This window comes from Methylophaga sp. UBA2513, assembly GCF_002341285.1.
Taxonomy (GTDB): Bacteria; Pseudomonadota; Gammaproteobacteria; order Nitrosococcales; family Methylophagaceae; genus Methylophaga; species Methylophaga marina.
This window is the reverse complement of the sequence record NZ_DDNT01000019.1, coordinates 1-12,163: the sequence shown is the minus strand read 5'-3', so window position 1 is coordinate 12,163 and position 12,163 is coordinate 1. Positions and strand designations below refer to the sequence as shown.

10 protein-coding genes are annotated in these 12,163 nt (G+C 41.9%); 5 read left to right on the top strand and 5 right to left on the bottom strand.

The window, feature by feature from the left end; all coding sequences use genetic code 11:
- Window position 1: 1 nt before the first annotated feature.
- From B3V56_RS11080 to B3V56_RS11070, 3 genes are all read right to left on the bottom strand, one after another.
- The gene (locus B3V56_RS11080) at window positions 2-277 is read right to left on the bottom strand and encodes a DUF2282 domain-containing protein (RefSeq protein WP_289244299.1); all 276 of its coding nucleotides are present in this window, start codon (window positions 275-277) and stop codon (window positions 2-4) included.
- A gap of 24 nt (window positions 278-301) precedes the next feature.
- A complete protein-coding gene (locus B3V56_RS11075) occupies window positions 302-619 on the bottom strand; it encodes a thioredoxin family protein (RefSeq protein WP_289283072.1) in 318 nt (105 codons plus the stop codon).
- Between the two features lie 61 nt (window positions 620-680).
- Window positions 681-1,157: a YHS domain-containing (seleno)protein gene (locus B3V56_RS11070; protein ID WP_289283073.1), complete on the bottom strand. Its 477-nt coding sequence runs from the start codon at window positions 1,155-1,157 to the stop codon at window positions 681-683.
- 340 nt (window positions 1,158-1,497) lie between these two features.
- Between B3V56_RS11070 and B3V56_RS11065 the strand changes: the two genes are divergently transcribed.
- Window positions 1,498-2,967: a phospholipase D family protein gene (locus B3V56_RS11065; RefSeq protein ID WP_289284288.1), complete on the top strand. Its 1,470-nt coding sequence runs from the start codon at window positions 1,498-1,500 to the stop codon at window positions 2,965-2,967.
- A 93-nt stretch (window positions 2,968-3,060) separates the two neighbouring features.
- Here the strand turns inward: B3V56_RS11065 and hflC are convergent, their stop codons facing one another.
- Together hflC and hflK are read right to left on the bottom strand one after the other, a co-directional pair.
- Window positions 3,061-4,002 (bottom strand): protease modulator HflC, encoded by a 942-nt coding sequence (gene hflC, locus B3V56_RS11060; RefSeq protein ID WP_286304592.1) that lies wholly within the window; start codon window positions 4,000-4,002, stop codon window positions 3,061-3,063.
- Window positions 3,999-5,057 carry an FtsH protease activity modulator HflK gene (hflK, locus tag B3V56_RS11055; protein WP_289283075.1) on the bottom strand — a complete coding sequence of 353 codons (1,059 nt, stop codon included), beginning with the start codon at window positions 5,055-5,057 and terminating at the stop codon, window positions 3,999-4,001. Before hflK ends, hflC begins: the two co-directional genes overlap by 4 nt.
- A gap of 206 nt (window positions 5,058-5,263) precedes the next feature.
- Here hflK and B3V56_RS11050 point away from each other — a divergent pair, with 206 nt between their 5' ends.
- The 4 genes from B3V56_RS11050 to B3V56_RS11035 all read left to right on the top strand — a co-directional run.
- Complete coding sequence (locus tag B3V56_RS11050) at window positions 5,264-6,745, top strand: type I restriction-modification system subunit M (RefSeq protein WP_289284287.1); 1,482 nt, start codon at window positions 5,264-5,266, stop codon at window positions 6,743-6,745.
- The gene (locus B3V56_RS11045; RefSeq protein ID WP_289284286.1) at window positions 6,742-7,890 is read left to right on the top strand and encodes a restriction endonuclease subunit S; all 1,149 of its coding nucleotides are present in this window, start codon (window positions 6,742-6,744) and stop codon (window positions 7,888-7,890) included. Before B3V56_RS11050 ends, B3V56_RS11045 begins: the two co-directional genes overlap by 4 nt.
- Window positions 7,891-7,920: 30 nt before the next feature.
- Window positions 7,921-11,370 (top strand): DEAD/DEAH box helicase family protein, encoded by a 3,450-nt coding sequence (locus B3V56_RS11040; protein ID WP_289284285.1) that lies wholly within the window; start codon window positions 7,921-7,923, stop codon window positions 11,368-11,370.
- 1 nt (window position 11,371) lies between these two features.
- On the top strand, window positions 11,372-12,163 hold a 792-nt coding region (locus tag B3V56_RS11035), incomplete at its 3' end, for a hypothetical protein (RefSeq protein WP_289283081.1).

Here is a 12,163-nt window from a genome sequence, read left to right as displayed (position 1 = left end):
ATTAGTTAGTGAGAAGCTTTTTCGCTTCATCTTTGGATAAGCCACCAAGGTCAGTACACGTACCGGCGGGTACTAATTTCCACTCACCCGGATCATTATCCTTTTTAGACTGGGCTGCACATGAATGCGTACCCGCCAGATTGGCACAATCGTTTTGACCTGCTTTCGCTACGCCGTAGCATTTCTCTTTACTGGCAGCATAAGCATTAATCGGGGCTGTCACGCCAAGGGAAACAGTCGCAGCAATGGCGGCTGCAATAATTGCGTTATTTTTCATATCATCATTCCTTATATATAAGTATTAAGCTTCGATAGTGTGGTTAATCCACGTATGTACGTTTTCAACCGGCTGTGAACCCACGAGTGAATCAACCTCTTGGCCGTTTTTAAGCATGACCAGTGTTGGCACAGACCGCACACGAAAGGTCTCACGCACGTTCGGCATATCATCCACATCCACTTCAGCCACGCTGATATCACTACGTGATGACGAAACTGACTCAATAATCGGGGTATAGATTTGGCAAGGGTTGCACCATGAGGCTGAGATTTTCAGTAATAAATACTCATGACGTTGTTTCTCAGCTTCTAGTGCTTCTTGTGATCTGATTCGTTGCATTTTTACACTCCTCAATAAAAAGCCCTGACTCACCCTATTGAGTTAAGCCAGGGCTTATGCACTAGAACGTTTCAAGTGTTTTATCACTGAAGGTTTTGATAGTCGGCCAGGTGTCATTGGCGTTAGTAATGTAGCCTGGAATATCTTCAACCCAGATTTTTTGCACATCTTTGTTCAGGTTCAGATAAAGCTTGCCATCCACCACTCGCCAAGCCATTGGGTCAGTATCAAACTTTCTACCTTTGGTGACACCGAAGGCACAAAAGCCACCATACTGAGGGGCATATTTGCTTGGATTAGCACGGAATAAATCACGGTTCTGTTCACTGCTAAAGTGATAGATCGCATTTTTATATGTCGCTGTATATTCACTAGTGCCTTTAGTCGGTGCTGATTGTGTGAAATAAGCCACCGGGTCATAACCTTGAATAGCCAGGTCATTGGCATTGGCATTCATATCAATATCAGCTGCGAATGTCGCTGCTGAGAGGCTAAGAGCAACCGCTGCTGAGGTACTTAATAAAATGTGTTTTAACATTGTTAACATCTCCATATAGGTGTTTGTATTAATTACAGTTTTGATTCTATAAACATTAAGTCACTGACGATTTTCGAATCAGTGGAGACATTATTTCTCATTCGGTTTTATAAAATAATAGGTCGAATGATTAAAAAACTATTACGCAAAATGAAACAATCAGGCAGTGCACTCACTCAGTAGCAACAGGCGACATCAAGCGTGATGTTGTCTACAAAAACAAGCCACGTTGATTTATAGATAACGATGAATAGTGATACTTTATGTAAATAGTCATAATTCGAAACGAAGATAAAACGTTTCTCACGTCACTCTGTATCAACCGGACTTATTGATAAACATGTCATTCAAAAGTAAACAACAACGATCTTTATTCAGCACAAAAAAGCAGAGAAGGGGTAAATGGCGTTGGCTATTGTTATTACTTTTGATATCAATTTGTGTCGCCGTCTATCACGTTTATAAGCCATTGCCTCCGGGCGTTGATTTCTCAGGGCCACAACGGATGACGAGTGACGTGCAGTTTCTGGCAGACAGAACCTTTACTGTCGGAGGTGAACGTCAAACACACCAGCAGATTTTCGATGCCGTATTCAATATGATTGCCAATGCTCGCCACCTGGTGCTGGTTGATATGTTTTTGTTTAACGACTATCAAGGCAAAGGTTCGGAACAGCATCGGGCACTTTCAGATGAACTCACCCAAGCCTTAATTACACAAAAACAACGTTATCCTGACCTGGAAATACAGCTTATTTCCGATCCCCTTAATAGTCTTTATGGCGGACTGCCTTCTACACATTTCACTCAACTTAAAGCGGCTGGCATACCTGTCACACAAACAAAGCTGACCAAACTACGTGATAGCAACCCGACTTATTCTGGTTTTTGGCGTTTATTTGTTCAGCCATTTGGCAATAGCGAAAGTGGCTGGCTGCCGAATCCCTTTGGTGAAGGAGAAGTTTCCGCAAGAAGTTATCTCAACCTAATGAATTTCAAAGCAAATCATCGAAAGCTGATCATTGCAGATAATGGAGAAGAACTAACCGCATTAGTCACCTCAGCTAATCCACATGATGGCAGCAGCGCTCACGACAATGTCGCCTTACGTTTTAATGGCCCAGCTGCATGGGATTTACTGGAGAGTGAAAAAGCGGTGCTGGCCATGTCGGGCAAGGCTTTGCCTAAAGTGAAACTAGAGCAACCTTCTAATATTACAAAAACGAATCTTACCGTTCAGGTCGTCACTGAACAGGCTGTAGAAAAAGCTGCATTAGCCATGATTAATCAAGCCAAAGCAGGCGATAAACTGGATATGGCAATGTTCTATTTATCCGATCGCGAGATTATCGACGCTCTCAAATCAGCAAAAAAACGAGGCGTAATATTAAGAGTCTTACTGGACCCGAACAAAGACGCGTTCGGCAGAGAAAAGAATGGCATACCCAATCGTCCGGTTGCTTATGAATTAACACAAGCCGGAATCACCGTTCGCTGGTGCGATACCCACGGCGAACAATGTCATGCTAAATGGCTGATGCATCGCGGAGCAGACAAAACAACTATGCTGCTTGGTTCAACCAACTTCACCCGACGTAATCTGCATAACCTCAACCTTGAAACAAGTGTCGTTCTAACCGGCCCAGCCAACGCAGTAGCTTTTCGACTAGGCCAAAGCTGGTTTGATGAATCCTGGTACAACCTCTATGGCCGACATTACAGTGTCGACTATGAAAACTATGCGGATGAAAGACTTTGGCCCAGATTGTTATATCGGACAATGGAAGCTACTGGGTTAAGTACGTTTTAGCTAAATGCAAAGAAGGGATAATTTAAAGGTGGGGTATGCCCATATCCAGAGTGCCACACCCAAGCTGGGCATGACACTCTGGTAGGCAATGATTTACTGAGCTTGCGGTTCTTCTAGATAACGGAAGAAATCAGAGTCAGCTTTGAGCATGAGCGTACTGTTCTGACCTAAAGCTCGGTAGCTTTCCAGCGTACGGAAGAAAGAATAGAACTCAGCGTCGGCACCGAAGGCATCACCATAGATTTGGGTTGCTTTGGCATCGGCTTCACCGCGAATTTTCTCGGCGTCACGTGCTGCTTCAGAGCGAATACGACGAAGATCGCGTTCCATATTACCAAGGATTTCCTGGCTACGGCCACGACCTTCAGAACGGAAACGTTCAGCAATAGACTGACGTTCTGCAATCATGCGACTTTCTACCTGACGACGAACAGATTCAATGTAATTAACCCGTTTAATACGTACATCATCTAGCTCAATACCGAGGGCTGGCATAGAGTCACGAGCTCGTTTGAGAATACCAGCTTCTAGCAGTTCACGACCTAGTTTAGGTTGTTTTTCCAGGTTGACGTCACTGCGTTCTGCCAAGGCCGGATCATCCAGCTCTTCAACATTGACCTCCCAGTCTTTCGAACGAACAATTTCTTCCAATTCGGTAGAGGAGACCATGTCTCTGACCACAGAGTCGATAATGTCGTCGAGACGGGTGCGCGCACCGGCTTCATCACGAACACTAGTCAAAAAGAGTAGGGGATCAGTAATTCTCCAGCGAGCAGTGGTATCGACAAGAATAAACTCACGACCCAACGTTGGAATCTGTGTGACATCTCCATCCCAGACCAAAAGGCGTTTGTCGAAGTAACGTACATTCTGCCAAGGCAGTTTGAACTTAAGACCGGGCTCATTAATGACGTCACCAATCGGTTCACCGAACTGGACCACAATGGCTTGTTCGGCTTCATCTACAGTGTAAAGCGTGAGGTTACCAATGATGATGACCAAGACGGCGACTAAAGCGAGTAAAGACGTTTTCATTTGTCACCTCCAGTGGCGTTACGGTTGACGTCGAGTAATGGGAGGGGAGACATCTGGCCATCTTGAACAACCAAAATTTGCCCGATATCTGGCAACATTTCATTTAAGGTTTCCAGATACAGACGTGAGCGTGTCACGACCGGCGCTTGTTGATATTCATGCAGAACAGCGCTAAAACGGGCGCTTTCACCCACGGCACGGTTTACTCGTTCTGTGGCGTAACCTTCAGCTTCTGCGACAGTACGAAGGGCAGCACCTTCCGCATTTGGGATTTCCTGATTCACTCGTTTTTGAGCTTCATTAATCATTCGCTCACGTTCTTGGCGAGCTTCATTCACTTCATTAAAAGCAGGTTGAACGGCACGAGGTGGCACCACATCCTGCATTTCAACGGTGCTGATACGAATTCCTGCATCATATTGGTCGAGTATTTCCTGAATCTCATCACCCGCTTTTTGTTGAATCTCCACCCGGCCAATAGTCAGTACTTCAGAACCCAGCATATTACCAACGATACGACGCATCACTGACTCAGAAATATCGCGAAGGGTACGTGTCGGTTCACGCATTTGATATAGAAACTTAATAGGGTCTTGAATGCGATATTGAACCACCCATTCAACATCGATCATATTCAGATCGCCGGTGAGCATTAAGGACTCATCTTCAAATTGTGCGGCACTGTACGTTGAACGTTCTCCCTGACGGGTTTTCAACGTGCTAAAACCAAACTCTTGTTTTAATACGCGTTCGGTAGCGACCAGTTGTATCTTGTCAATGCCAAAAGGAATTTTGAAATGAAGACCAGGATCAGTAATACCCGTAACGGAACCGAAGCGTTTTACCACAGCGCGTTGCTCTGGTTGCACCGTGTAAAAAGACGTCATGGCGCCCCAAACCAGCAAAACAACCAGGATAATGGCAATAACACCACCACCAAAATTGCCACGTGAACGGCCACGGCCGCGACCACCGCCAGTCAACTTTTTCATTAATTCAAACAGGTCTGGCGGGCCATCAGGCTCTCGACCATTACCTTTTACGGATTGGATCATTTTTCTCTCTCCTTTGTATACGAGAGGCCAGTCTACTATTAAGGAGCGGCTATGTACGGAAACTGGTCAAATCAATTTTTTGAGTTTGGATATTTAGGTAAATATAGGCAGCTACTCAAATTTGATAAAAGGCAGATATTCTTGTCAGCTCTGGTTTAATAATGGAAAATCATTCTCCTTCATAAATCATTCTAAGAAGTTGCTACATGCTCACCGGTGAAATCAAAAGCCAAGTTGATAAAATATGGGAAACATTCTGGACAGGCGTGATAAGTAACCCGCTCACGGTCATCGAACAATTCACCTATCTCTTATTCATTCGTCGTCTGGATGAAATTGAACAACTTGAAGAAAAGAAAACCAGCGTTGCCGGCAAACGAACTCATAAAGCATTTTACGGGCCCAATCATCAATGCTTTCGCTGGCATAGCTTTCGTGAGCTAGAACCGCAAACCATGTTCAATTTATTTACTCAGCCACAGCCAGAAGCAGATGGTTTAACGCTATTTGAGCATATGAAACAACTGGGTGATCAAGCAGGCGTATTTGCTCAGTATATGAAAGGTGCGACGTTTATGATCCCCACGCCAAAGGTGCTGGATCAAGTTGTGCAAATGATTAACAGTATCCAAATGGCCGATCGTGATACCAAGGGTGATCTCTACGAATACTTATTATCGAAAATCGCCACAGCTGGCACTAATGGTCAATTTCGTACACCACGCCATATCATTAAAATGATCGTGGAAATGATGGAACCTAATCGTGAAGACACGATTTGCGATCCAGCCTGTGGCACAGCAGGCTTTTTAGTGGCTTCAGGCGAATATATTTACCATCATCATCCTGACTGGTTACATGACCAAACTTTCCGTGAACATTTCAATAGCGATATGTTCACCGGTATTGAGTTTGATAGCACCATGCTACGCATAGCGGCAATGAACTTACAGCTCCATGCTGTTGAACGCCCGAATCTCATTGGTCAGGATGCTTTAGGTGAAGCCAATGCGGCCAGCCGAGATCAATACAGTCTGATTTTAGCCAACCCACCGTTTAAAGGCTCTTTAGATTACGACGGCGTGGAAAGTTCATTACTCAAAACCGTGAAAACCAAAAAAACTGAGTTGCTGTTTATTGCCTTGATGCTACGTATGCTCAAAATCGGTGGTCGCTGTGCTGTGATTATTCCCGATGGCGTGTTATTTGGTTCATCCAATGCTCACAAACAATTACGCCAAACTCTGGTTGAAAAGCAACGCCTTGAAGCCATTATTTCAATGCCCAGCGGTGTGTTTAAACCATACGCAGGTGTAAGTACCGCTGTAGTGATCTTTACCAAAACTAATAACGGCGGCACAGACAATGTCTGGTTCTATGATATGCAAGCTGATGGTTATTCACTGGATGATAAACGTAGCCCAATTAAAAACAATGATATTGATGATATCGTCCAGCGCTTTAAACAGCGTCATAAAGATGTTAATCGTCAACGCACCGACCAGAGTTTTATGGTGCCGTTTGATGAAATCAAACAAAACGATTGGGATTTAAGTATCAACCGCTATAAAGAAGTGGTGTATGAACAAGTGGAATATGATTCACCGGCAAAAATTATTGCTGAGATAGAACAACTAGATAACGAGCGTGGGCAAGCATTGCAGATCTTGAAGGAGTTGTTAGGGTGAACTCGGTGCTGACAACAAATCAATACAAAAAAGTTGCTATAGGTGATTGTTGTGAAATTATCAGTGGCTCCACACCATCAAGAAATAAAGTCGAGTACTGGGATGGTGAAATAAATTGGTTTACACCAAAAGATCTAAGCCGAATAAAATCAAAATATATTTCAGAAGCACCTGAAAAAATAACTGCTTTAGGCCTTAAAAGTTGCTCAACAACGCCGTTACCAAAAAATTCATTATTACTCAGTTCAAGAGCACCGATTGGCCACATAGCCATCACCACAATTGAAGCGTGCACTAACCAAGGGTTTAAATCATTAATACCAAATAAAAACCTAGATGTTGAATATTTGTACTACGCAATAAAAAACATCATTCCCCAACTCAAAGATTTAGGGAATGGTGCAACATTCAAAGAGATCTCAAAATCTACGCTCAGTAAAGTTCAAATCCCAATCCCTCCTCTGGCAGAACAAAAGCAGATTGCCGCTATTTTGGATGCGGCGGATAAGCTCAGACAAAAAGACCAGCAACTGGTTGAGCATTACACTTCACTTAGCCAATCGCTGTTTTTGGATATGTTTGGTGATCCTGTCACTAACCCAAAGAAATGGAATACTAAGTATTTTTCAGATGTGTTTAGTACTAAAACAGGAAAACTGGACAGTAACGCAGCAACAGACATAGGTATATATCCATTCTTTACCTGTGCTAAACAACCACTCAAAATTGATTCGTATACATATGATGAAGAAGCTTTGCTTTTAGCAGGGAATAATGCCGCGGGTATTTTTGATGTTAAGTACTACAACGGAAAATTTGATGCGTATCAAAGGACATATATCCTTACAATCAAAGGAAATGAATTAACTTATTCATTTATGAAGGTTGCGTTAGAAAAAAAATTGGCTGATTTAGAAAGATTATCAATTGGTTCAAGCACGCAATACTTGACTATACAGATTCTTAAACGTTTAGAGTTTAGTGTCCCGCCAATACAACTCCAAAACCAATTCGCCGAACGCATCGCCATTATCGAACAACAAAAACAACAAGCGCAGATGAATTTAGAAAAATCTGAAATGCTATTTAACAGTCTGTTACAACGCGCTTTTACTGGCGAATTAACGGCAAATAAGGCAGCATAGGCTTATATATCATGAACAGGGACTAGGTGAGTGAGCAATTTTCAGTTTTTACAACGCGACTTTCCGGCTTTATATGCCGATGCCGTTGAAGCTGAACATTTCACTTTTTCATCGCCTAAAGCCTCAGCTATTTTTTGTCGCTCCAGCTTGGAAAATGCCATAAATTGGCTGTATGACCATGAACGGACTTTAAGCCGTCCCTGGCGTGCTGACTTAAGCACATTAATGCATGAGCATGGTTTTAAATCTTTATTTAACAATACTTTATTCAATGAACTTAATCTGATTCGCAAAACAGGTAATCTCGCTGCACACGGCAAGTCTGTCAGTCAACAGGATGCTTTAGCCTCACTGAAATACCTGTTTCGCTTTATGCGTCATCTAGCTATTTATTATGGTAAATCTGTCCCTGATACTCAGATATTTAATGAAGCATTAATTCCCCGAGCGGATGCTGATACTGTTCAACCACCCAGCATTGAGACTACCCTGGCTGAAGTTGACACAAAGAATCAGTCAAAGCGTGAAAATGAACAACAAATACGTGACAAAGCACAGCATAATCCAGCCATTAAACAAGCTATTGAACAGGAGCAGCAGCAATTAGCTGAACGCAAAGTCTCACGCGAACAATCCGTTGATATCAGCACAGCCGTACCATTGTTGGTATCTGAAGCAGAAACTCGTCGTCGATACATCGACTTATCACTGAAAGAAGCAGGTTGGGATAATCTGCAAGATGGTTATCACTTGGAATATGAAGTTACTGGTATGCCAGCCAGTACCAATAAATCAGGCATAGGTTATATAGATTATGTGCTTTGGGGTGACGATGGTTTACCGCTGGCTGTCGTTGAAGCCAAAAAGACAATGTATGATGCCAGGAAAGGCAAACACCAAGCTGAGTTATATGCGAATTGTTTAGAAAAGATGAAAGGGCAACGGCCCATTATTTTTTATAGTAATGGCTTTGAGACTTATCTTTGGGATGACACCTTTTACCCTGAACGTGAAGTTCAAGGCTTTTATACGAAAGACGAACTGCAATTATTAATTGAGCGTCGGCAAACCCGAAAAGACTTACGTTTATTCAAACCTAATGAAGCTATTGTTGGCCGACCGTACCAACTTGAAGCGATTACCCGTGTTGCTGAGAATACGGTAAAAGAGAATAGTCAAGGTGAACTCAAAGGCAGGGCAAGACAAAGCTTGTTAGTCATGGCAACAGGTAGTGGCAAAACCCGAACAGCCGCGGCCTTCGTCGATATGTTGACTAAGTGTAACTGGGCCAAACGGGTTTTGTTTTTAGCCGATCGTAATGCGCTTGTTACACAGGCTAAGAAAGCCTTTAATATCCATCTGCCACATTTAACCGCTATTGATCTCACCAAAGAAAAAGAAGATAAAAGCACTCGCTTAGTTTTTTCGACTTACCCCACCATCATGAATCGAATTGATGGACTGCGAGATACGGATAACCGTTTTTACGGTGTGGGACATTTTGACCTGATTATTGTCGATGAAGCTCACCGTTCGGTGTATCAGAAATACAAGTCTATTTTTGCTTACTTTGATGCCTTGTTGATTGGTTTAACCGCGACACCAAAAGCCGAAGTTGACCATAATACCTATGGTTTATTTGGCATTGAAGACAATAACCCCACCTTTGCTTATGAACTGAATCAGGCTGTTGCTGATAAGTTTTTGGTGCCACCTAAAGCCATGTCGGTGCCATTAAAATTTATGCGTGAAGGTGTTCACTACAATCAATTATCAGCTGCTGAAAAAGCAGAATATGAAGAGAAGTTTGGTGACCCAACTCAAGGTGAAGCACCCGACGAGATTGAAAGTGCAGCATTAAATAAATGGTTGTTTAACACAGACACCGTGGATAAGGTGCTGGATCATTTAATGACGTCAGGTATCAAAGTGCAGGGCGGTGATAGATTAGGTAAAAGTATTATTTTTGCTAAAAGCCATGCTCATGCCGTATTTATCGAAGAACGGTTTAATAAAAACTACCCTGAATATTCAGGTAAATTTTTACGTGTTATTGATAACTATGAGAGTAAAGCCCAAAGTCTGCTGGAAACGTTCGCTGATGAGTACGAAGAACATGATCCACAGATTGCTGTTTCAGTCGATATGATGGACACCGGTGTTGACGCTCCTCGTGTGGTTAATCTGGTGTTTTTTAAACCCGTAAAATCAGCTACTAAATTCTGGCAAATGATTGGACGAGGGACGCGATTATGTCCCGATTTATTTGGTCCAGGTGTCGATAAGACCAAGTTTCTTATTTTTGATTACTGTCAGAACTTTGAGTTTTTCGATACCACGCCTGATGGTGAGCAAGGCAAGATTATTAAAAGCCTGATTCAACAAGTGTTTGAAGCGAAATTAGAAGTTGCCATGCTTATTCGTGATGATATTTCACGTACTGAAGAGCAGGGGACATTAGCTGAAAGTTATATCCAAGAATTACATCAAGCCATTTCAAGTTTAGATAGAAACCGTTTTGTTGTAAAAGCAAAACTTCGTCACGTCGTTGAGTTCAGTGATGAGCATCGATGGCAGAATTTATCTAAAGGTGATTTATTAGATATCAATACCGAGCTTGCCAGCTTAGTATTAGCAGAAAAAAATGATGATGAATTTGCACGTCGATTCGATATTCTGCTGCTGAACTTCCAGATAGCAGTATTAACTGGCTCACATAGTCTGGATCGCTTTATTAATCGTATTACTGGCAGTGCAAACGCGTTATTGAAAAAGCAAAATATACCTGCCGTGGCGCAACAAAAAGCGTTATTAATGGATTTGCAGACAGATGTGTTTTGGCAAAACATCAATGTTAATCGCTTAGATCATATTCGTTTAGCTTTACGTGACTTGATGAAGTATCTCGATAAAGATCAACAAAAAGTCGTGATGACCACATTTGAAGATACGCTCGATCACAGTGCTATTGTGGTACACGAACCTATCGGAACCTACGTCGCATTACAAAGTTACAAAGACCGCGTTGAATCTTATGTAAGAAATCACAGTGATCATTTAGTGATTCAAAAACTCAAAACCAATAAGTCAATTACCGAAGCGGAAATACATCTCTTAGAAAGCATTTTGTTTGAAGATGAATCCCTCGGTACAAAACAAGACTACATAGATACTTATGGTGATAAACCACTAGGCGTGTTCATCCGAAATATCGTTGGTTTGGATATGGCCGCTGCACAAGCGCATTTTGCAGATTTTATACAGGCAGGGAATTTACGTGCAGATCAAATCACGTTTATCAACAACATCATCAGCTACTTGAATAAAAATGGGGTGATTGATAAATCACTATTATTTGAACCGCCATTTACCTATCTGCACGACCAAGGATTATTTGGTGTATTTGATGATGCTACGGCAAGTAAAGTGATTAAGTTGATTGACCGTGTGAATGACAACGCCTTAGTCGCTGCTAGTTAATATGATTGATTACTTATTTAAGATCAAAAGCTTATTTCAATTTGGTGAATGGTTAGAAGATAAACGCTTTGCCAAACGAGGAGGACTGCGCGCTACGGCAAAAAGGGTGCTTCATGTCTTTGATAAACATGATATTCCTGTCACCAGGATTCCGCAGATATTTCCCCAATTTAATTTGCAATTCAGTGACTTTGATAGTCTGGATAGTTTAGTGAAAAAACTAAACACAGAGCTTCTTGAAACTATCTCAAAACATTTTTTCATTAACTACGATTGGTTAGAAACCGGCGAGGGACCAATTCAGCAGATCTTTGAAACTGGCTATGACTTTGAAGCAATATATGACTTTATTATTAATTATCAAGATAGTAATGATATTTCTCTAATTGCATATTTCGTTGCACAAAAAGGCATCAAATTTGTGCCAGCATACGATCATGGTTCATACGAGTATGTCGCTGTAATACTTGAAATAATCCATGGTGAAGGTGAAGAATTAGGTGTGAAATACAGCCGTTATTTACCTCTTTATATTGGATATTGGCATTACTATAAGACGAGGATGATGCTTAAATCTATCTCATTGCTATTGTTTCAAGCTCCGAAATCAATCCCTCAGAAAGGACTTTTTTGTAAGCATTTAAGTCATGAATATTTTGATAAGGAATTTTCTTCAACTCTAACAAACTCAAGCAATTGGGAATGGCATCCAGATGACTATATATTATGTAATGGCCGAAGTGCTAAAGAAAAAGATCCTAAGGATGCAAAAGGGGTCCTAGGGATTTTGCCT

Bases quoted from the DNA above. Each gene is read 5' to 3' on its own strand.
- B3V56_RS11080 (WP_289244299.1), bottom strand. From the start codon at position 277: ATGAAAAATAACGCAATTATTGCAGCCGCCATTGCTGCGACTGTTTCC.
- B3V56_RS11075 (WP_289283072.1), bottom strand. From the start codon at position 619: ATGCAACGAATCAGATCACAAGAAGCACTAGAAGCTGAGAAACAACGT.
- B3V56_RS11070 (WP_289283073.1), bottom strand. From the start codon at position 1,157: ATGTTAAAACACATTTTATTAAGTACCTCAGCAGCGGTTGCTCTTAGC.
- B3V56_RS11065 (WP_289284288.1), top strand. From the start codon at position 1,498: ATGTCATTCAAAAGTAAACAACAACGATCTTTATTCAGCACAAAAAAG.
- hflC (WP_286304592.1), bottom strand. From the start codon at position 4,002: ATGAAAACGTCTTTACTCGCTTTAGTCGCCGTCTTGGTCATCATCATT.
- hflK (WP_289283075.1), bottom strand. From the start codon at position 5,057: ATGATCCAATCCGTAAAAGGTAATGGTCGAGAGCCTGATGGCCCGCCA.
- B3V56_RS11050 (WP_289284287.1), top strand. From the start codon at position 5,264: ATGCTCACCGGTGAAATCAAAAGCCAAGTTGATAAAATATGGGAAACA.